This window comes from Allobosea sp. 2KB_26 (assembly GCF_052115715.1).
GTDB lineage: Bacteria > Pseudomonadota > Alphaproteobacteria > Rhizobiales > Beijerinckiaceae > Allobosea.
The window spans coordinates 1-20,229 of record NZ_JBFRHE010000014.1 but is presented as its reverse complement, the minus strand read 5'-3'; the positions used below and the strand labels follow the sequence as shown (position 1 = coordinate 20,229).

General features: G+C 59.5%; 22 protein-coding genes and 3 pseudogenes. 9 read left to right on the top strand and 16 right to left on the bottom strand.

Annotated features, from left to right (window positions below; translation table 11 throughout):
- Positions 1–244 precede the first annotated feature (244 nt).
- From AB4099_RS27310 to AB4099_RS27280, 7 genes are all read right to left on the bottom strand, one after another.
- The gene (locus AB4099_RS27310) at positions 245–481 is read right to left on the bottom strand and encodes a WGR domain-containing protein (RefSeq protein ID WP_441480461.1); all 237 of its coding nucleotides are present in this window, start codon (positions 479–481) and stop codon (positions 245–247) included.
- Between the two features lie 222 nt (positions 482–703).
- Complete coding sequence (locus AB4099_RS27305; RefSeq protein ID WP_441480370.1) at positions 704–853, bottom strand: ParB N-terminal domain-containing protein; 150 nt, start codon at positions 851–853, stop codon at positions 704–706.
- Between the two features lie 436 nt (positions 854–1,289).
- Positions 1,290–1,604, bottom strand: coding sequence for a WGR domain-containing protein (locus tag AB4099_RS27300; RefSeq protein WP_441480369.1), 315 nt, complete (start codon positions 1,602–1,604; stop codon positions 1,290–1,292).
- Between the two features lie 200 nt (positions 1,605–1,804).
- Positions 1,805–3,034: a plasmid replication protein RepC gene (gene repC / locus AB4099_RS27295; RefSeq protein WP_441480368.1), complete on the bottom strand. Its 1,230-nt coding sequence runs from the start codon at positions 3,032–3,034 to the stop codon at positions 1,805–1,807.
- A 284-nt stretch (positions 3,035–3,318) separates the two neighbouring features.
- On the bottom strand, positions 3,319–4,359 hold the full coding sequence (gene repB, locus AB4099_RS27290) for a plasmid partitioning protein RepB (RefSeq protein ID WP_441480367.1): 1,041 nt from the start codon (positions 4,357–4,359) through the stop codon (positions 3,319–3,321).
- Positions 4,356–5,567: a plasmid partitioning protein RepA gene (repA, locus tag AB4099_RS27285; protein ID WP_441480366.1), complete on the bottom strand. Its 1,212-nt coding sequence runs from the start codon at positions 5,565–5,567 to the stop codon at positions 4,356–4,358. Before repA ends, repB begins: the two co-directional genes overlap by 4 nt.
- Before the next feature lie 851 nt (positions 5,568–6,418).
- Entirely contained in the window at positions 6,419–6,646 is a 228-nt protein-coding gene (locus AB4099_RS27280) for a helix-turn-helix domain-containing protein (protein ID WP_441480365.1), read from the bottom strand.
- A 116-nt stretch (positions 6,647–6,762) separates the two neighbouring features.
- Between AB4099_RS27280 and AB4099_RS27275 the strand changes: the two genes are divergently transcribed.
- Genes AB4099_RS27275 through AB4099_RS27265 form a run of 3 tightly spaced genes read left to right on the top strand, consistent with a single transcriptional unit; the run spans position 6,763 to position 8,699 of the window.
- Positions 6,763–7,218: a hypothetical protein gene (locus AB4099_RS27275; protein WP_441480364.1), complete on the top strand. Its 456-nt coding sequence runs from the start codon at positions 6,763–6,765 to the stop codon at positions 7,216–7,218.
- A gap of 6 nt (positions 7,219–7,224) precedes the next feature.
- Positions 7,225–7,854, top strand: coding sequence for an HAD family hydrolase (locus tag AB4099_RS27270; RefSeq protein WP_441480363.1), 630 nt, complete (start codon positions 7,225–7,227; stop codon positions 7,852–7,854).
- Between the two features lie 50 nt (positions 7,855–7,904).
- Positions 7,905–8,699, top strand: coding sequence for a metallophosphoesterase (locus tag AB4099_RS27265; RefSeq protein WP_441480362.1), 795 nt, complete (start codon positions 7,905–7,907; stop codon positions 8,697–8,699).
- Positions 8,700–8,901: 202 nt separating this feature from the next.
- Here the strand turns inward: AB4099_RS27265 and AB4099_RS27260 are convergent.
- Positions 8,902–9,147: pseudogene (locus AB4099_RS27260) on the bottom strand (IS481 family transposase); the annotation flags it as partial.
- Between the two features lie 81 nt (positions 9,148–9,228).
- On the opposite strand from AB4099_RS27260, the pseudogene AB4099_RS27255 reads away from it, so the two are divergent.
- Positions 9,229–9,549: pseudogene (locus AB4099_RS27255) on the top strand (IS110 family transposase); the annotation flags it as partial.
- Between the two features lie 148 nt (positions 9,550–9,697).
- Here AB4099_RS27255 and AB4099_RS27250 read toward each other — a convergent pair.
- Complete coding sequence (locus AB4099_RS27250; protein WP_441480361.1) at positions 9,698–10,372, bottom strand: LuxR C-terminal-related transcriptional regulator; 675 nt, start codon at positions 10,370–10,372, stop codon at positions 9,698–9,700.
- Between the two features lie 237 nt (positions 10,373–10,609).
- On the opposite strand from AB4099_RS27250, the gene AB4099_RS27245 reads away from it, so the two are divergent.
- Entirely contained in the window at positions 10,610–10,969 is a 360-nt protein-coding gene (locus AB4099_RS27245) for a hypothetical protein (RefSeq protein ID WP_441480360.1), read from the top strand.
- 1,186 nt (positions 10,970–12,155) lie between these two features.
- Here AB4099_RS27245 and AB4099_RS27240 read toward each other — a convergent pair.
- The 3 genes from AB4099_RS27240 to AB4099_RS27230 form a co-directional block, all read right to left on the bottom strand.
- The gene (locus AB4099_RS27240; RefSeq protein ID WP_441480359.1) at positions 12,156–12,632 is read right to left on the bottom strand and encodes a Ros/MucR family transcriptional regulator; all 477 of its coding nucleotides are present in this window, start codon (positions 12,630–12,632) and stop codon (positions 12,156–12,158) included.
- A 231-nt stretch (positions 12,633–12,863) separates the two neighbouring features.
- Positions 12,864–13,262: an ATP-binding protein gene (locus AB4099_RS27235; RefSeq protein ID WP_441480358.1), complete on the bottom strand. Its 399-nt coding sequence runs from the start codon at positions 13,260–13,262 to the stop codon at positions 12,864–12,866.
- Between the two features lie 16 nt (positions 13,263–13,278).
- The gene (locus tag AB4099_RS27230) at positions 13,279–15,462 is read right to left on the bottom strand and encodes a hypothetical protein (protein ID WP_441480357.1); all 2,184 of its coding nucleotides are present in this window, start codon (positions 15,460–15,462) and stop codon (positions 13,279–13,281) included.
- A gap of 304 nt (positions 15,463–15,766) precedes the next feature.
- On the opposite strand from AB4099_RS27230, the gene AB4099_RS27225 reads away from it, so the two are divergent.
- The gene (locus tag AB4099_RS27225) at positions 15,767–15,904 is read left to right on the top strand and encodes a hypothetical protein (protein ID WP_441480356.1); all 138 of its coding nucleotides are present in this window, start codon (positions 15,767–15,769) and stop codon (positions 15,902–15,904) included.
- Between the two features lie 43 nt (positions 15,905–15,947).
- On the opposite strand, the gene AB4099_RS27220 is transcribed toward AB4099_RS27225, so the two are convergent.
- Positions 15,948–16,262, bottom strand: a complete 315-nt coding sequence (locus AB4099_RS27220) for a hypothetical protein (RefSeq protein ID WP_441480355.1) — start codon at positions 16,260–16,262, stop codon at positions 15,948–15,950.
- Between the two features lie 73 nt (positions 16,263–16,335).
- Here AB4099_RS27220 and AB4099_RS27215 point away from each other — a divergent pair, with 73 nt between their 5' ends.
- The 3 genes and pseudogenes from AB4099_RS27215 (at position 16,336) to AB4099_RS27205 (ending at position 18,525) form a co-directional block, all read left to right on the top strand.
- Positions 16,336–16,851, top strand: a complete 516-nt coding sequence (locus AB4099_RS27215) for a hypothetical protein (protein ID WP_441480354.1) — start codon at positions 16,336–16,338, stop codon at positions 16,849–16,851.
- Between the two features lie 424 nt (positions 16,852–17,275).
- Positions 17,276–17,389 (top strand): annotated as a pseudogene (locus AB4099_RS27210) (IS5/IS1182 family transposase); the annotation flags it as partial.
- Between the two features lie 548 nt (positions 17,390–17,937).
- The gene (locus AB4099_RS27205) at positions 17,938–18,525 is read left to right on the top strand and encodes a transglycosylase SLT domain-containing protein (protein WP_441480353.1); all 588 of its coding nucleotides are present in this window, start codon (positions 17,938–17,940) and stop codon (positions 18,523–18,525) included.
- Between the two features lie 198 nt (positions 18,526–18,723).
- Here the strand turns inward: AB4099_RS27205 and AB4099_RS27200 are convergent, their stop codons facing one another.
- From AB4099_RS27200 to AB4099_RS27190, 3 genes are read right to left on the bottom strand one after another with little or no spacing between them, the layout of a single operon-like run.
- Positions 18,724–18,945 carry a hypothetical protein gene (locus AB4099_RS27200; protein WP_441480352.1) on the bottom strand — a complete coding sequence of 74 codons (222 nt, stop codon included), beginning with the start codon at positions 18,943–18,945 and terminating at the stop codon, positions 18,724–18,726.
- A 41-nt stretch (positions 18,946–18,986) separates the two neighbouring features.
- Positions 18,987–19,181, bottom strand: a complete 195-nt coding sequence (locus AB4099_RS27195; protein WP_441480351.1) for a hypothetical protein — start codon at positions 19,179–19,181, stop codon at positions 18,987–18,989.
- Positions 19,182–19,219: 38 nt separating this feature from the next.
- Positions 19,220–19,855, bottom strand: a complete 636-nt coding sequence (locus tag AB4099_RS27190; RefSeq protein WP_441480350.1) for a DUF6904 family protein — start codon at positions 19,853–19,855, stop codon at positions 19,220–19,222.
- Between the last annotated feature and the right edge of the window lie 374 nt (positions 19,856–20,229).

Below are 20,229 nucleotides of genomic sequence, written 5' to 3'. Positions count from 1 at the left end.
GAAAATGCTGACTTCACCGGGCAAACGGGCCTCAAAGGTTCAGCGAAGCAATAGCAAAGCTGAACCAATCGCGACGACCACGGCGCTCCGAAGCAGAACCGTGTCAATGCCAGCCATTGAGGCTTCCGCGGTTTCAGGCGTACGCATACCGATGGCCTCCCTATCGAAGGCAGCTTCCTGCAGGCTGACGCCGGGTACAATGCCTCTCCACGACAGCCGGCGCGCAGCTGTGACCACCCGGCAACTAGGCGCCCCGCTCCTCATCCGATTCAGGCTCATTGTCTCCAGCCGCGGTCCTGATGCGATAGCCGCGCCTGGTCTTCCGGAGCAGCCAATGCTCCAGCGCCTCAGCGGCTTCATCGAGACCTCTGTACAGATCCAACCGCCGCCGGCCGGAACGGCCCCATCGGCCCCATTCGCGGACAAGGGCAGCATCTCCGAAAAGCGTTGGCTCGACGGAGAGCACATAGAACCGCGCCATGTTCTGCTGCGGATCGGTCCGATCCAACACCAACATTTGCAGGCGAGGCGAGGTCGTCACAATGGCGCTGTCCATCCGCGCATTTCGCGCCTAGGTCGGGTTTCGGTCCAACGCAAAGGTTGAATCGGTCGGGCGCCACTGATTCACGCGGTTGATGGGAGACGGAGCGCGCGAGCGACTAGGCTCGTTGCTTCTCGCGCTTCCGGCTGCCGATCAGGGCCATCAGCATCGGCCGATCGGCGTGTCCTGCCCACGCTCCCGGATGGCCTGCAGGATCTCGTTGAACTCCTGCTCGCTCTCATCGATGCGGTCTTTGCGGAATGAGGGATCGACGCTGTCGGGATCGAGCTCAACGATCGGCTCGCCTTCCATCAGCTAATCGGCCCGGGCAGTGAACTCATTGAGCGAGCTTAGGAACGACTTGGACACGCCCTTGACCGCATAATCGAGCGCCGGCGTGCTCCTGCACGGGAACGTCATCGGTGAGCAGGTTCGCGAAGCGGTTTATGCGAGCCAATCCGCGCGCTCGTCATTTGAAACAGGCCATTAAAATCGCGGCCTTTTTCCTCGTTTTTTACTGCAGTCAACATCACAGCCGCCCCCAAGCCTGATGGTTGAGGCCTTGCACTTCGAAATCGACAGCATCCATGCATTCAATCGCGGTGAAGTTTGCGCGCTCGACCTCAGCGAGCCATTGAGGCTTCCGTACTTTCAGGCGGGTGCATAGCGATCGTCTCCTTCTGAAAGGCAGCTTCCTCCAGGAGCATAACGATGGCGGTAGCCCACACGCGGCTGTTGCCGCTCGGCACTAAACTGCCCTCCCCTGATCCAACTCAGGCTCATTTCCTCCCATCACAGTGCAGACAATGCGATAGCCGCGCTTCATCTTTCTAAGCAGCCACTCCTCCAGCGCCTCAGCCGCTTCGTCGAGATCTCCGTACAGATCCAACCGACGCCTGCCGAAATTGCCCCATCGCCCCCACTCGCGCACGAGCGCGAACTCGGCAAACAAAGTCGGTTCGACGGCCAGGACATAAAAGCGCGCCATGTTGCGCGCCTGGTCCCGCCGTTCGAGGACCAGCATTTGCAGCTTGTAATGAGGTGGTTCGAGCACGTGTTCCATGCCGCCACTCCATCCTCGCGGCAGGACGACGTCCAACGCAAAGCTTGAATCGATTGGCCATCATCGATTCACCGGATTGATGCGAGCCACCCAAATGAACACTCTTGTGGACTCCCCTCCCCACCCGCGAGCCAGACATCGCCTCATCACGCGAGCGCAGGCTGCTGCTTCATTAACCTTAACGAACTTCCCCCGCGCGATTACGCGCTTCGCTTTTCGCGCGCTCGGGATCCAATCAACGCCATCAGCATTGGCCCTAATGAGAACTCACCCGCTTCGGCTCGCCGCGTTAGGTTTCTCAGATAGCCCCCCGCGCTGTTGATCGCTTCAGCCTTCTGGAGAATGGCGGCGACCACGATCGATGCCTCTATCTCTCCCAAGACCGCCAGTGCCCCGGCCCAGGCGCTCGGACTAATTCCGAGGATAGGCCTGACCACCGCTACGGTTGCCACCAAATCCCTCCAACTCGAGATACCGCCACGGCTGTAATCAATGATGTCCGGGCAGGCGTCCAACACCATCCCTAAGGGATACTTGCGAACCGGCTGGCGCGTCGTTTCAAGTTCTCCCTCCGAAGCGACCACCCTGCTTTCTCGAAAGCTAGGTTCAGAGTCAGTAAGGGAGTCTGGTTTTGAATTCTGTATGTGACGCTCAATATGAGACTCATTGCCGCTCATATTTTGGTTTTTTACGTGCATTTCCAGAAGGCTGTGCACTTCGCCCGCAAGCATTGAAAGCTGCTGCGCTATCGGCTCCAGGACGACCGCCGAGCCCTTCCGCGGCAACCGGCTGAGGAGGGTCAGGAGTTTGCCTTGAATATCGGCCCAACTAGCGGGACCTACCCCCTGGCGTTGGGTCGGGATGCTCTCTTCTATCCCCATCGCTATCATCTTCGCGAGGTCGCGACGGCAGATTGTGATGCGCTCTCGCACAAGCTTCAGCGCCCGCTCTTCAGCGCGAACCTCTTCAGCCCAGGCTTCGAACTCCTCAGCCCGCGCAACCAGCGGCGCCAGGTCGAACCCAAAAGCGAGCTCGATCTCGCCGTGGCTGCCCTTGCGCGCATAGCGCTTGCCGTTCGGGCTGTCGCGGCGAACGATGAGCCCCGCATCTACAAGGACAGCAAGATGCCGCCGCAGTGTCGCCGGTGCCATACCATGGGCACGCAGACAGAGTTGGTGGTTGGACGGGAAGACGATCAACCCTTCGCCAGTCAGCACGGTCTCCGGATGAAAGGTCAAAAGGGCATCCAGGACGGCAAGCGCCCGCTCGGACACGCCGACTCGAGTCTTCGCCGTGCAGATGTCACGAAACACATTCCATTTATGAGTCGCCTTGGCGGGCGGGCAAGCGTCTGCGATCACTTGGCCTGCAACATGCGCAAGCGTTAGCGTTCGCCGCCCAAAGGGCGTCGTCGAAAGTCTTTTTTCCATGGGTCTTCGCCTGATTAGGGCAAAAGAAGTCCGCTCGCCGAAAAGGCGCTCAAATCCCAACGGGACTCTTGACGGGGATTCAGGGAAGTGCGATTCTCAAGTTGCCGACTATGAGAAGGGCTTCCGGAACACCGTTTCGGGGGCCTTTTTCTTTGCCTACTGCCGTTAGCTTCGTTGTTGCCCAGGCCTTCGAGGACTCTACACTATCGGGCCTAGCCGAGCTGCTCCCATTTCCTCTCCTTCATTCCCAGCGTTTCAAAACCTTGCCAGCTGACAAGGTCTCCTCACCTGGAGCCCTTCGCAGCACTCGCTTGGCTGAGATATCGATCCATCAGTGATGGCAGTTCGCCCCTGAGGAACTCTGCGAATGAAGCCGCATGAGCTCGATCAACGACGAGACGCACCTCTTTGGACGTAAAACTCGCTCGCCCGAGTCGGTCTCCGGACCCGGCAAGCAGCGCGACTTCCGTCTGAGACGGCGAGCCTGATGGCTGCACAGCCGCAAGAATCTCGCGAAAGCGTTCGTCAGAGGGCAGCGCCAAAACCTTGTCAGCTGACAAGGTTTTTCGAGCCAGTTCGAGCAGCGCTGGTTTTTCCCCCACGGCCCCCGCCAACTCAAGCCAGCGCGGCCGCCCGACCTTTGGCGCGCGACCAATCATCGTAATCAGGTCGATGGGTAGTGCGCGCCAGACGGAACGCATCCGCGCCATTTCTTGATCGTCCAACGACAGCGCCGCTTTGATGTCGCGCGGCTTAATCCCCGCGTTCTCCATTCGCCACGCGAACAAGGCGCGCTCGATCCAGGTCAAGTCCTGGCGGCTGCCATTCTCGAGGCCCTGTGCGACCACCAACTCCGAATCAGAAAGTGACCGGACCAACGCCTTTACCGGGACACCTAGGTCGCGTGCAGCTCGGACACGGCGGTGCCCGTAGATGACCTGGTAGCGCCCCTCCAGCTCCGAGTGCGGCCGAACCTGGATGGGGATCTGTTGTCCTTCTTCCAGAAACGTCTTCCGAAAGGCTTCAAACTCGGCCGGAGAATCGTCCGCTAACCGATCAGGGAACGGCGACGGGTCAATCAGCGCCGGATCAAGTTCCTTAAGGCCAGCGGCCCCGGACTCGACCATTGCTTTGAGTCGATCGCGCTCCTCGCGAATATCGGATAGCGTCCGCTGAGTGGCTCCGATTACTCCAGCCGGCACTCTCGGAGGCGGGGTGTTCAGCGCGCTGTCGAGGTTCGGATCCGTTTCGCTTGCGGCGGAACTAGCGGTCAGCGAGAGCGCCCCAAAGCTGGAGACGATCGAGCGGCGAGGCGGCTTACTCATGCCCGCCCCCAGGTCTGCTTGATCAGATCCAAAATTCCTTCATTGACTGCGTCGAACGACTCCCGTGCGCGCTTGAACGCATCTCGGCCGATCTCCCCCGACTCGAGCTCATAGATGCTACGCTTGGCGAGCCCCGCCGCCTCAACCGCAGTGCTTTCGACTGCCGTCGGCGTCATGACGTCATCAGGGAATAACGTCCGCAGCATCGAAACAATCTCGGTCTGCGGCTTGTCGTACGGATTGTTGCGAGTGACCAAATAGCGAAAGAAGTCCTGGCGCATCGTGGCATTCTCGCCGGCGATCACATTGATCAGGTCACCCATCATCAACAAGAATTGGCTCATTGACGCCACATCGAGCATCGCTGGATGGATCGTCACGATCATGCCCGTCGACGCGTAAATCGCGCCGAGCGTCAGATAGCCAAGGGAAGGGGGTGTATCGAGGACAACAACATCGTAGTCAGCTTCCACCTCGTCGATGGCCAAGCCCAGGCGCTCGAAGAATAAGCTGTCTGTCTTTGTTCCTCGTGCGAGCACGCGAGGCGTGTCATACTCGAACTCCATAACCTCGAGGTTGCCCGGGACAAGATCGACGCCGTCAAAGTAGGTTTTCCGGATGATCTCCCGCATCGGCCGGCGCAACTCGTCGTATCGCAATGCCGCCCAGATCGTTTCGTTGTCGCCAACGTCGATCTCGGGCTGCGCGCCGAACATCGCAGACAGTGAAGCCTGGGGATCGAGATCTATGGTCAGCACCCGATAACCCTGGAGGGCGAGAAAGTGCGCCAGATGCAAACTCGTAGTGGTCTTCGCCGAACCGCCTTTGAAGTTCGCAACCGCGATAACTTGCAGGTGTTCGCCACGGCGCCGGTGAGGTAAAAAGCGCAGCGCCTCCGTAGGCTTCTGCTGGGCAAACAGGCGCCGTAACTCATTTACCTGCGCGAGCGTGTATGCCCGATGATTGTTCTCAAGCCGAGCGGGCAGGGGACCTTTGCCCTCGTTCGACATCAGCTTCAACGTCGAGTCTGGAATGGAGGTAAGTTTTGACACCTCATTCGTCAGGAAGTGTCGCAAATGCTTCTGCGCGTGAGGGGGGTACATCCGTTCACGCAAGACGTTCAGCTGACGTGACAGGACACCTGCATGTCGCCAGACGCGCTCCGCGGCTTCACTATGGCGGATATTCTTCGCCAGGGGGTCGGCCATTGGCGCTTCGTGTCCTCATTGTCGGGTTAAGGGCGTTTTAGCGCCCATTACCCGACAAGCTACGCCACGATTCTCTCTGGGCGTCCAGCCATTTAAGGTTAATGGATTCTGACCTTTGTGGAACCAGTGTCGCCTTGGAGCTTTCTAAGCTGGAAGCACCCAAAAATAGCATTAGATATCATTGGCTTACCGGAACGGTTGTGCCACCCTTCCTGATACGTTCCGGGCCAACCAATCGTCGGCTACAAGTCCCGTCAGGCGATGGCCAGGGCAGCTCTCATGGGCTGCAAGGACAGATTGGTAGAATCAGGGGTCTAATTGCACTAGGCTGGCAGGCGGAATCTTGGTGGATAGACAATCTGCGCGCTGCATCGGTCCCTCGAGGGGCGAAACGAGCGCTTCCACCTCGACTGGTCGCCTCGGGAGAGCCTCAGCGCCGCCGGCGGCGGCGATGTTGCGATGATCGTCCGGCAGGATGCCGATCTAAGACGCCGGACAAGATAGCTCACGCGCGAGCGGGATCGCAGCTTCGGAAGTAAGCTGGGATAGCTTCCACGCCGTTGTCTATTGAACTAGCGGACCTTGTCGGGAAGTTCGCCTTCGCTTGCCGAAGATTGGCTCGAGGGTTTCGAGTGTCCGATTTGTTCGCGCAGGTGAGGGCGGAAGAGGAGACGCATGCCCGGGCCGCTGACGCGGCGACAGTGCTGGCTTCGAGGGCAGGGGACGACCTGCCAGTGCACAAACCCCGACGCCTGCCGGGGGCGCTGCGTACCTACCATTTGGACCGCCGCCGACGCACAGGGATCGGTTGCCCTACCGCTGTCTGTGGGACGCCTCGCAGCGCAGGTGCCTCACTCGCTTAATTCGGTGCTCGGTCGAGTCAAAAGCGCAGCCGCGTCGACACCGAGCTGCCGGGCGATCCTATCCAATACGTCGACGCTTGCGCTGTAGCGACAGCGCTCGATTGCACTGATGTACGTCCGGTCTATCCCTGCTCTATGAGCGAGTTCTTCCTGCGACAAACCAGCCATACGCCGGTATCGCTTTATGTTGGCCGCGAGGACCTCTCGGATTTCCATCCGATTGAAGGAGCCGAATTGTAGAGTATTTCACCACGGAGTATACTCAACACGAATCGAGAATGGCGGTGTCGCACGGCCATTCGTCAAATTCGGATCCACGTGGGGGCTAAGCCGTGAAAGAACCAACCGACGAAGAGCGGGCGCGCTTGAGCGGCTCCGTCATGCGCGTGTTCGTCAACATCGCGAAGCGATGGGATCTCCCAGAGCGGCGACAGCTTCAACTGCTTGGCTGCAGGCAGCGAGAATTTCACCGCTGGGTTCGCCTCTCCCGATGGCACAAGCCGCTGGTTCTCGAAACAGACACCATGATGCGGATTTCGGCGATCTTAGGAGTCTTTGGCGACCTCCGGCAGTTTTTGAGAACGGCCGAGGAGGAAAGGCGTTGGCTATTGCGCCCAATTGAGGCCGAACCGTTCGCTGGGCAGGCACCGATGGAACTTTTGTGCGTGTCGTTCGAACGTCAAATGGAAGTTCGGCAATGCCTGTCAGGCGTCGTCCGTCACATCGCCCCAAACGAAGCTGACGAGAACTTTCGGCCGTACACCGTCGACGACATAAAGTGGCACTGAGACTCGATGACTGAGATCCGCGCGATTTGCTTCGATGCCTTTGGCACCGTTGTCGAGATCACCGATAAGCGGCAACCATTCCATGCGCTTCTTGCGAGCGAGCCTTCAAGAGCCGCCGCCGTGCAGGCGCTTACTCAGCCGCTCGGCCTTCGCGAGCTTTCGCGCGAGATCGCCACCTTCATTGATGAAGACAAGTTGGCGGAGCTTGAGGCTGATCTCAAGGCCGAGTGCGCTTCGACCCGGGCAAGGCCGGGCATGGATGGGGTTTGGGCTGCACTGCGAAGGGCGAGGCTCAAAATCGCCATCTGCTCGAATCTAGCGGCGCCATACGAGGAAGCGCTGATCGAGTGCCTCCCGGGCTTCCCGGACGCGTTCATTCTTTCCTTTCAAAGCGGGCTGATGAAGCCACAGAAAGAAATCTATCAGCTGGTTTCCTCGCAGCTCGAACTTCAGCTGTCACAGATATTGTTCGTGGGCGATAGCCGCGAAGCCGACGTGATGGGCCCCATCGCCGCAGGCGCCTCCGCAATGCCGATTGCCGAGTTCGAAGCGTCCTATGCCACGCAGCCATCGATCTATGCGCCAAGTAGGATCGTCAAACTCTTCGCCCGAATTGCCGCTGCCAAGACAGGCTGAAAACTTCGGCCGCCCGCTCGATCGCGCGGCCATCTTCGAATGGACATAGAATGCGCCTGCTAGTGATTTCCGACATTCATCTCGAATGTGGAAAGTTCGAGTTTCCAGCCCCAATGCCCGAATTCGACGTCGCCGTTTTCGCCGGCGACATCGGTCAGCCAATTTCCGCAGCGGCCCAGTGGCTGTCCACGCAAAGGGAAATCGGACCGCTGCAAAATCGGCCGATCGTCTACGTTCCAGGGAACCACGAGTTCTACGGAACCGAATTCAAATCCAATCTTGCTAAGGGCGCGGAGGCGGCCGCGCTCGCCGATGTTGATCTGCTTTTTCGCCGGACGGTCATCATCAACGGCGTCCGCTTCGTCGGATGCATCTTATGGACCGATTACCGGCTGTACGGGACGCCGAAGCCATCCATGGTCTATGCCGGCGAAACGCTGAATGATCATCGCCTCATTCGCTATCGGGAAAAGGGAGGGCACTATAGCCGGTTCATGCCATGGCACGCTGCGGCAGAACACAGGCTGGACTTGACGTTTGTCCGGCACGAGCTTGGCATACCTCACAGCGGCCCGACTGTCGTGGTCACTCACCACGCCCCCCATCCACATTCGATCGCGTCGCGGTATCAGGGCAGCCCGCTTACGCCTGCCTTCGCTTCTGACCTCAGCAACATTATTGAAGAGTTTCAGCCTGAACTCTGGATCCACGGTCACGATCACGGGTCGCATGATTATCGAGTCGGACGGACACGCATCTTCGCCAATCAGGCCGGCTATCCAAATCTTCACGGCGACCGGGAAAATCACGGGTTCAACCCTCGCTGCGTCGTTGAAGTTGCTTAAAGGGAAGGGGCCTCGTCGACCCGTCGACGCTGCCTTCGGGCTTGAACAGGGGTCGCGATAGACAGGGTCGCCGAAGGTGACTAGCGCCCGCTCAGTCGCGCGGGTGCACGGTGATAACTGGGCACGTCTTGCGCGCGATATCAGTCAAGTGCCGAATGACCTGGCCTGTGCCCGACATCGCAGCGAACAGCCGGCAGGCTCAGCGGTGCAATGATGAGCGCGTCAGATGCGGGATCGTCGCCTGCAGAGCATAGAGGCAATCGTCGAGCGGCAGCAGAGTATGCCGGCGGAAGGCGACGATGACCGCCTCCTCCTCGATCGACAGCACGGTCGATCGAGGCTCGCATGGACCGGTCTTGAGATCCGCCGTAGAGCTCCGTCTCTTCCACTTCGCCACCGTCTTCTGGTTGATGCCGTAGCGCTTAGCCAGAGCCCTCAAGCTCTCTTGATGGGATGGACGGCGCCTGCACCGGCACCGTTCTTAAGGCAGGCGCGTTGCCATCACGGACCAGTCCGAGGAGCCCCATCCATGCGCAAGCAGAACATCGACCTGTCCGCAGCTGTAACGGTCGGTCTCGATTTGGCGAAGCTTATCTTCCAGGTTCACGTCGTCGACGGCTCGGGCGGTGTGTTGCTGACGAGAGCCATCAGACGTCGCGACCTCTTGCGCTTCTTCGAGCAGCTACCGCCATGCCTGGTCGGGCTTGAAGCTTGTGGCTCCGCCCATCATTGGGCGCGTAGGCTAATCGGCTCTGGTCACGATGTGCGGCTGATGCCGCCGGCCTACGTGAAGGCCTATGTCCGGCGCCAGAAAAATGATGCAGCAGATGCAGCGGCAATCTGCGAGGCTGACCGTTCATAAGCGCTGCGATAGTGGAAGCAGAGTGCATCGCGAGATCCCTCGCACGAGTACCCGTTCTGCTCGTAAGAGAGTACGGAACTTGAGATAATGCGCGCGATGGTTCGATGACGCTAACGGGCTCAACTCGGGCGGCGTTCTATGGCCGAATCCGTGTGACCGATGTGCCGCTCGGCGGCGGGATGTGCTTTTGCGCCGCGATGACGACCTCAAGTCGATTTCGGACATGCATCTTGACCATCAGGTTCGTCATGTAGCCCTTGACGGTTTTGGCGCTAAGCGAAAGTTCGTGGGCGATCTCGTTGTTCATCTTCCCGAGCAGCAGCAGCCTTACGATCTGCTCCTCTCTGACGCTGAGCCTATCGCTGGCTGGCTTCTGGCGCTCCCGGTTCTGGTCTTTCAACGCGCCAATCAACTCGGCGGCGAAGGAGGGGGTGACATGCACGTCGCCTCGTTGCGCTGCATTTAGAGCCTGAAAGAGATCGTCGGAAGGGCTGCCCTTCAGAACGTAGCCCTTGGCGCCTGCGTTCAGAGCCGCAATCGCATCATCCGTGCTGGTTGAGGCTGTGAATACGACAATTCTGGTCTCAGCAGCGATCTTCAATGTGTCGGAGATAGCCTGAAAGACATCCCCAGCCATGCTCAGATCGACGATCATAAAATCGGGCTGATGGGTCTTGGTGATCGACAGGATATCATCCGCGACGTTCCCCGTCGCAGTGAGCGTGAAACCGCCCCATCGTCTCAGTAGTGTAGCAACGCCCTTGGCCAACAATGGGTGATCGTCAACGATCGCGACCGTCCGGTCCGGCATGGGCCAGTTCCCTTCTGATTCGTCTCCCCCCGGCCAATGATCCCGATGGTTGCGTAGCCAATGATCGATGTAAACGAGTTCGAACAGGAAGAATGGCGACCCAATTAACTCTGTCGGACGCTGTGTCTTTGCGGTGCCCGACTGTGAAGTCGTCACCACGCAATGCAGACGGTTTCGAGAGACAAATAGCCCGCCCCGAGTCATTCTCTGAAGCCGCGAGAGTGATCGGGGAGGGCAATGGGAGCGATTGTTTTCACGGCGAATGGCAATTTCATCGTCGTAAGGAATGGCGACGGGCCGTTGGCTGTGAAAGGCCTCTATCGGGGTGCACCCATCAAAACTGCTATCCCATTCGGCCCGGAGCGATGCTTCGTCCTGATAGACCCCGAATCCAGCAGAGCCAATCTGTTTGAGAACCTGCTCTGCATAGGCAAAACCGGACGAGTGCTTTGGAGGGCAACTCTACCGAGCGTGCCCGACGCGTTTGTCGAGGCCAGGCTAAGCGAGACGGGACTTCTGGCGTACAGCCGGAGTGGTTATCGCCTGGTGATTGATCCCGCGACGGGCGGCGAGATCGAAAAAGAGCTCGCCAAATAGGTGCCATTGTCCGACCGACCTGCGCTAATGCCGTGGATCGTGCACACTGATATCCGGGCAGGCGCAAGGAGCGATACGTCCCGGGAACGGTCGCGTTTTTCCACTGATGTCAGGCTACGGTTCGGTCGTCGCGTAGCGTCATTCGGGATGGCGCCCCAAGCTTAGGGGACGACAGTGGATTTTGCCCGACGGTCAAGCGGTCCGTTACCCATTCGACGAATCCGCCAGCCAGCCAACAGGCTGCAGCGGAAACACTTCCTTCATGTGAAGTTAGAAGTATCTGAAGGCAGTCGTGGTGGCGGTTCGGAAATGCGCAGCATCATCAGTGCCGCCAAGGCGGTTTGGCCGTACCTGTTCTCTGTAGTTTACGGGGTGCTTGACCGCCAGTTCGGGGATCGAGTGTTCGACTGGATCAAGCCTTCGATCCCACAAGGGCTGTCTCCGGAGACTTTGCGCCTGCTAGCGACATACGTGCCTCCATTGCTGTTCATCGCGCTAGGATTCTACTTGAATTTCGGTAGAAAGCGCGGTTCACGTGCGGCCAGTTCGAAAAGAAATAACATAACTGAAACGGGAGATCCCGCTAGATTGAATATCATCTCTCAATCTGGTCCGTTTCCAAGAGATTCTTGGCATTTATACGTATACCGCGTTAAATTGACTAAGCCGATATCCCGAATTTCCATAAGAGCGCAGGGCGATAACGTGATCGCGATGGACGTCTCTCGCCCAATCGTTGGGCTCCGTTCCTCGACATCGAAAGGCGAGGTTTCCAGATCCGCATTGCCTGGCGGGCTCGGATTGGCGGAACAGTTTTCTAATGCCAGTGGCGAATACGAGATAATCGTCGTGTGCAGTACGGAGGACGCTCCGTCGCTCGCATGTGACCTTACGCCTTAAGGTACGCCGACCGGATCCAACACTCCATTCCGTCAGTTCCAGATCGCGTGGCCGGCGCTGCATGCCTCACGGTGGAAGCGTCCGGCAATCCCCGGCAACTGCGACGCGTGAAATCCTATCGTGAACTAGCCCGATCCATTACGGTGCTTGTCGGGGATGAGAAGCTCGTGTTGCCTGAGCCTTCCGGACGTCGCCCAGTTGAGGAAAAGCGTGTCGGAATGGCGCGACGTCGAGTTCATGCAATCGACGTCGCGGCGCTTGGATTTCCAAACAAGCTTTGGATGCGTCAGGTCTTGGGCCCGGGTTTCGAGCCACGCTTGGCCCGGGCAGGCTTCGCAGCGACGGGAGGGACCGGTTCAGTTTTGGCCTTTCGTCCCAACCCTGACGCTCTTGCGAGAGCTGCCCTGGCTTGGGAATAATTGGGTGCGACCATCGGATAGTCTGGAGGCAGGCCCCATTTCGCGCGATACTGTTCAGGGGTGAGATTGTAAGCCGTACCCAGATGGCGCCTGAGAGATTTGAACGCCTTTCCGTCTTCCAGGCAGATGATGGCGTCCGGCGTTATGGATTTCCTAATCGAAACTGCCGGTACAAGCACGACAGGTTCGGGCGCGGCTTCAGATTTAGCGCCGAGCTGCGTGAACGCGGAATGGGTGCTCGAGATAAGCGCCACGAGATCCCCGGACGGGAGGTTATTATGCGCGACATAGGCCGAAACAACCATCGCCGTTAGCGCAATTACCTTGTCTTTTTCTTCGATCATGGCGCTTCCTCAAATAAAAATTTCGTTAGATGATCTTCTAATCTATTGATACTTAGATGCGCAATGCTCTTCCGAGTTTTGAGCGCGACAATCCTTGGGTGTCGGCATGGTCGAACGCGCCGGGGTCGGCGGCTTGATCGGCGATGCTGCCGGACCATCCGCAATGGGCGGCGAGATCCCCCGAAAGTTCGTCAAGCAAGCTCGGATGATGCAACCTACTCCCGACCCCTGTTAGGCGGGGAGCTCATGCACGGTGACCTCGGAACATGTCCGACGAGCGATATCTATCAAGTGACGGTGATGGGTCGCGACGATGACCTGGCCGGTGCCCGCCATGGCGGTGAACAGCCGGCAGGCTTCCTCGGAGCGGAAATCATCGAAGGTCTCGAGGATGTCGTCTGTGATGAACGGCAGGGACGGGCGGGTCTTTGCGAACTCATGGTAGCCGGCGATCCGAAGAGCGAGGTAGAGCTGGGCCCTGGTGCCCGTCGACATGTCGGTGGCCAGTTTCGAGCCACCCGCAGCCACGATGCCCAGCAGGATTTCCTTCTCGCCGCTGGGTTGGGTCGTCAGTCCCGAATAGGCGCCCTTGGTGATTGTCTGGAATGCGTCTGAGGCCCGCTGCAACATCGATGTTCGATGGGTCTCACGATAGATCTGGAGCGCGGGCGGCGGCGATGCCGAGCTTGAGGCGGAGATACTGCGAAGCTAGTTCCTCGAGCTCCATCAGCAAGGTCCGGCGTTCCTCGTCGAGGCGCGCAACGGCATCATCGCCACCGATCCCGGTGAGCGCGCGGTCGGTTTCCATGAAGCGGCCATGAAGCTCGTGAGCTTCTCGATCCTGATCTTCAAGGCGCGCTGAAACCGTGGCGGCCTCTGCTTCCAGCTGCGCCTGATCGAGGTCGGCAAGTGCCGCTTCAGCGTCCTCAAATCTCTCCGTCCGGCACGCGGTCGTCACGCGATCGCTAAGGAGTTTCAGCTGGCGCTCCAGTTCAACCCGGCGCGTGGCCTTCTCGATTTTTGCACTGACGCCGACAAGGGTATCGACGCCGAAGAATGCCAGGAGTTTTGAAGCCTCGGCGGTGTGAATCTCAATCGCCTCAAGACCCTTGCGGTGCACATCATCGGCCTGATCGAGATCAGCCTGTTTGCCAGCGCGCTTCTGGGCATTTGAGCGAGCGACATCGAGGCGTCGGCGTAAGCTCGCAGCGAGTTTGAGCGGGTCGTCGCCTGGTACGATATCCAGGTTTTCGGAAACCATTTGGACGGCCTGGACAAATTGATCCTGGTCACGGCGCATCGCTTCAATGCGGTGAGTGAGGCCATCGCGCTCCACCTCGAGCGGCGGAATTTCCGCCAGCGCGGTAAGGATCTGATTGATCTCATCGGGCCCGGGCGGGGAGGGGACCTGACCGAGCCAACATGAACCGACAGCGCTATTCCAGGCCTGCTGCCATTCCCTATCCGACCCCTGGGCCTCATCGAGATCGCGTTTGCGCGCCGCGGCGTCTCTGGAAACGGACTCGACGTTTTTGCGCGAGCTGGCGAGATACGCGCGACGCTCCTTGTCGCGGTCGACGATCGCATGGATGCCAATAAGGAGGCCGTCGAAGGTGGCGTCCGGAGCGTCGACACTGGCGGCCGTAAGTGCCGCCATCATTTTTTCAATTTGGCTCGCTTCGTCCGCTTGGGCTTCCCGAAGATCCGCCGTGGCCGCTTTCATGCCGGCATTGAGTTCGAGTGCAGAGGCTCGCCGCGAAAGCCAGCTGTCAAAGTCTGAGAGCCGCATATCGGACGGAAGACCGATGCTGAACAGCACCGCAGCAATTTCGCGATCAAGGGCAGCCTTGAGTTCAAGAGACTGGCTGTTCAGTTCCTTGGTCCGCTGCAGCTTTGCAGTCGCGGTGGCCATGGACTGGACTGCTTGGCGAAGATCAGCAGCCTGGCCGGTCTGACCAATCTGGGCTCCTGTGATGTGATCGTCCTGGTGAAGGGCTGCCTCAAAATGGTCAGCGGACGCGGCGTCCAGGGTTTCCCGATGGGCGCGCCAAGCGTCATTGCGTTCTGCCCTGGAGGCGAGGGCAGTTGCATCATCGACGAGGCCCGTGGCCTCTTTGATGGCGTCGATCTTGGCGGCGAGTTCGATAGAGCCGCTGGTCAGGTTCTCAAGGTCCGTGCCGTGCTTGAGCAGGGCTTGCCGGATCGCTTCCCCGCGGTTGCGCCAGTCCTGGACCTGGTCGGACGTGGGCGTCGTGACGAGTTCGAGTTGACCGATCTCGCCGGCCCAGGGTCGTAGCTGCGCAAGTTGGTGTGAGCGTTTTTCGGTGAGATCAGCAACGATCCGGCGCGCTGCCTTTTGGCGCGCGGTGTGATCGCTAGCCCGTGCCTGATCAAGCACGAGCTGTAACCGAGCGTAGGCTGCTTCGTGGCCTCCTGAAGCGTCCAAAGTTTCGAGGGTCTGTTGCGCTGTGGTGAGCGTTTCTGCTGCCCTCGCATGTTCCCGAACCGCGGATTGCAGCCTTTCGCGGATGCCAGATCGACGATCGATAAGGCCACGCAGCTTTCCGACAAGGGAAACGGGAAGGACGAGCGTCGATGGATCATCGTTCGGCCGGTCGAGCCGTTCGGCGACCGTCTTGAGATTGCTGGTGATGACGGCGAGTTCGGACTGACGCTTGGCAATGTCAAGAGCAGCGAGGTAGCGCGCTTCATTGGCCTGCAGCGCATCAATCGCAGCGGCAGCTTCCATGACGTCACGATCGAGCTCGATGCCGTCCCGCTCCTGGGTGATCCGCTCAACATTCGTCACTGCAATCTCGCAGGCGGTCATGAGACGAGCGTCGGCAGCGATCAGATCCGGAAGCCGTTCGGCCCAGACGGAGGGAGGCGCCGGGACATCCTCGAGGGCCGCAAGGTCCGCGCGGATGGCATGAAGCACGGCAGTGCGGGCAAGGGCGTACCCCCGCGGGAGCGGATGCGGCCCCCCGATGCAACCACATGGAAGGAGGATTACATTCGACATTGACCCGCTTGTCTTGCGCTTGGCAACATCGCGTCGGAGAGCGCTGGTTAGTGCTTCAAGAACAAGCTGGCTCTTGCAGGCTTTCCTATTTGATGTCGCAGATCTGAGTTCGATGCTGCTTGCAGCGGCTATCCTGGCTGAGCTTGCATTGGGCAACGGTACGCTCGTGGCCCGGCTTGGCGTCGCGCTCGTCGACATCGCCCTGAGCTTCAGAATTGTTATGACCGGTGCTGCGCCTCATCGCGGCTGACGACGCCCAGGTTCAGCGCGCCATGCCATATCTTGCGGCGTCTCTATTTCAGGCAATCGCCTTTGTCGCCATCATACCGCTGCTGCTTTAAGCCGGGATGAACTGGACGGCCGGGAAGGTTTTCGGCGTAACGGTTGGAACCGTCGTCAACGGGTTGGCGTGGATTGCGGCGCGCCGTTTCTCCGCCGCAGCGTCGATGCGCCAACCGGTGCTCGAGGGCGGGCTCGGCGCCTACGGCGTTCTTTCCCTCGATTTTCCGTTTTATTTCGCGGTGATCTCCGTCGGCGGTGTCGTCGTCGGCGCGTTCATCGTTGATCGGTTTCTTCTGGCCTACTGCGATGCTCTCGGCTCGGGCCAAACGAGCGCGCCCTTGCAATGGCACATGGCGCGAGCGTTCGTTTCGATTGTGCGCCTGGCCACGGCGCGCGGGATTGCGCGAGCTGCGCGACGGACAAAAAATCGCTTGCGAGCTCGTTCCCGACCAACGCTCGGGAAAAACCTGTGCCGAGAACTTCAAGCCGGAATATATCCGGATCCTTGGAACTGGACTACGATACCGTTCGTTTGGACGGCGTGCTGTTCCCCTCAACGGCGACACGACCTACGGCGTTTCCTCTCTTGGCATCGCCCTCAAGGACAATAGAGAGTCCGATACCTTGATGGGAGGATGGCCACTTCGAAACGCGCACGTGAAATGCGCCATGACGCCGATCCAGAAACGTGGACTGACACGTCTTATGCTGCGGCTGCCTGGGTTGCGTGCGGGCTTCGAACAGACGTCTGATGAGATCTTTCTCGATCTCTGTGAAGCCTATGAGCTGGCGTGGATCGGACTCGATTTCTGGACCCGGTCGGAAGCGCCAGAACGTGCCGAGCGGATTATGGAATACGAGGAGTTGGCGGCCTCCTTGGAGTCGGAGGCGCTTGCCAGAGGGACCAGATCCTGACGCCGGATGGCTGGATCAAGGACCCGAAACTGCGGCACCCGTTCTATAAGGGCCTTCGCGAAGACTCTGCCTCCGCAGGCATCCTTGAGTTGCCGTCGGGGCTGGACAGCGACTGATAGTCCTCGACCGCTGTTCTCAGCGCGTTCAGTTCGGGCCCTTCGCACTCGCTGAGGTCCTCCAGTTCGCCAATGCGTGCGAGCGCTAGGTGATAATCACTACGATTGGTGATGGTCGCAGACTGTGTCTCCGGGCGGCGTTTGGCGTTGGTCATGGGATTGATCCGTAGGGAGCCAATTAGGGCTGATGCAGAAACGTGCGGCAGGTTCGAGCGGGCATGCGACCCGATCGTAGCGCTTTTGGTCACAGCAAGGCCGCGGGCCTAGCACGCTGATGCTCGGCATTAAGCGCCCTGAGCCGAGACCTGTCAAAAGCTGTAATGGCCGTCAGGGACTTGGGCTGCACCACCAGCCACCGCCGTGATTGTCCGCAGGCTCACGCTCTTATCGAAGGATTGCCCGCAAAATTCATCATGGCCGACGCGTTCTAAAAGACCCGGGTTGCGAGGCTGGTGCAGGCGCTCGATGAGGTGAGGGCAGCGACGCTCGCCCACCTGCCGCCCATGCGCCTCTCCGCGACGGAAAGCCATCGCGTCGTTGTCGCCGCCACGGACGGCGGAGATCAACGCAGTCAGGCGCTTCTTCCGAAGGGGCAAGGTATGATCTTGTCCTTGCTTGACCAGGCTGCCTTCCGGGATCACGATAACATCGCCCACGACGGTGCCATCACACGCTTCGATGGCAGGAGATGCATAGGTCCAACTGGCTCCCCGGCGACTACCCCCAGCATGGTTGGTAGCCGGGTGACGAAGACCCCGTAGTTGCACGCCACCTTAGAAGCTGGCCCTACGGGGTTTTTTACGACGCTGACTTGTCGGGAGAATGATAGCCGCGAAATCCAAGTTGGGCTGCATGAGACGACTCAGGCGCCACGTCACCTGTTCGGATCGTCGGCCGCAGAACTGCCGCCAGTGCGCGTACATTCGGTTGTGCCTTGAGTTGGCGTCCCCGTGAGCAGGTTCATCAGCTGATGGAGGTCAGATTGCCGTGGCAAAGACGTCTCGTTGCAGCCGGTATCACCTTACTGTCTGCCGGAGTTGGAGGATGCATCGTTACGGACGACGCGTCGGCGGAGGCAGCGAAACCACTTGCTTACTCCAGTGAACAGTCCGTTGATCCGCGGTCGCCAGGCGGCCCGGCGCGCGCAGGCATCGACCGGATCATCGAGCAGAAGTCAGCGCATTACAAACTCCCCTCGGATTGGGTCCGGCGAATCGTCAAGCGCGAGAGCAACTTTCGCCCACCCGCCCAGAACGGTGGTCATTTTGGATTGATGCAGATCAAGCACGCTACGGCGCGCAGCATGGGTTACACCGGGTCGGCAGCGGGGTTGCTCGATCCCGAGGTCAATCTCACCTATGGGCTCAAATATCTCCGGGGAGCCTGGCTTGTGGCCGATCGCGACCAGGCCCGCGCCGGCCACTACTATCGGAGCGGGTACTACTACGATGCCAAGCGGAAGGGGCTTCTCGAAGCGACCGGCCTAGGCAAGGACCGTACGCGGTCAGCCAAACCGCTACGCGTCGGACAGAGTTCTTCCAACTCGCTAGTCGATTGATCGGAACGGAGGATCCCTGCTTGGGTGTCCGTGCGTCGGGATGATCTGCGACACAGCCGGATGGGGACAGTCAGCGGACCCGGAAGGCACATTCCCGACGGCGCCGATGAAATTAAAACGCGGACCGCCCGTGGGGGCCAACGTTCGCCGCTTACCGGGCAACCGGGCAGCAGTTTCGCGGGTGAATGCTGGCTTCCGTCACCCAATGTCTCCTGGCTTTGGTGTCTTGGGAATTGCGGTTGCCAGGAAAGCATCAGAGGCGAGTAAGGCGGCCTCGACCATGGGGCGTACGAAAGCCCGGATGTCCCGCCTCCACTCCTCGGACGACTGCTCCCACTGGAATTGCCGCTTCTCGCGGGCGTTCTCATGGAAGGCTCTCGCAGCTGCTTCGACCGCGAGTTCGGTGCGTTCGTCAGGCATCGGTCCGGCTCCAATAAAGTCGAACGGTTCGCGTACGGCGTCTATCGACCGGCAAGCCAATATCGGACCGCACGAGCCGCGACCCAAATAATGATGCCTGTGCCAGCGATTGCCAATCCAATGGGGTCTTTGTCCGGACGAGCGAGGTAGAGCCAGACGACGATTCCAGCGGTGATCACGATCACGGCGATCCATGACGCGACCCAGTACAACAGATAGCCGAGACGGGGTGCCATCCGGCAAATTCCTTAGTGCCTGCCCAGATTCAGACCGCTTACCATTTCGGATCGGGCCACTCGGCGCCCTCCCACGCCTCGATTATCGCCGGCGTCACAAGGCCATGGAAGGGACTGAGTTTCTGGCTCTGGTCGAACATGGGGGACATGCTAGCAAGGAGATCTGCAAGGCCCCCTTTGCGGTCGCCCGCGTTCCAGCTCGAGAATAGTGCGCAACGCGCGGAATAGCGGTCGTCGAAAAATTCGACGCAGCTTGCTGTCTGCTTCCAGGCTTCTCTGATCACTCCAGCATGGCCGCCGAAATCGTCCTCCAAAGCGTCTTCAATGACCGCCTCGAGCATGTACGCGCAGGCTTGGTGTTGCGGGCCATGATCGATGAAGGCCAGAGACGATCGCAGCACTAGATGTTGCAGCAGCAAGACTGGCCAAAGTATATTCACGCCATATCGGGTTCCGATTTCCTTGCAGTGTGCAGGCGGGCGAATGACGTCTCGCTCCAGCTCGAAAGCTTTTCTGAGGTCGTAGGCAAGCGCGATGAATAAGCCCTCCCGATCCTTTATCAGGGGTGAGCGCTCATTGATGTCATGAATAACGTCACGAAGTGCCCTCAGTGACGTGTAATCGCCTTCCAACCGGATTCCGGCGTGAGTGCTTAGCAAGGAGAACGCCAACATAGGACTCTCCCACGCGCTGGGTTCCCGAATGTTTAGCTTATCATAATCGCGATCAGGATCACGCTTTCCAATTCTCGCCCTTAGTCCGACGGGAACCGATCAGGGCGGGGGCTTCTCGCACGCCCGTCTCGTGACGGAGGCCGCAGATAGCACAGCGGCTGCCCTCATCGCCGAGCCACCAATGCCGAGCGTGCCCAGCGCGAATTAAAGCGGAGCGGCCCAGTAGATGCGGATTCCGATTGAAGCGGGCGGGGTATTCCGAAGCGAAGCCGGCAGGGCATTCCGATTTGAAGCCGGCATGTGATTCCGAGATGAAGCCGGCACCCTGAAGGGGGTGTTGGAGGCCTGGGTCAGCCACTCTGGCAGACGTTTTC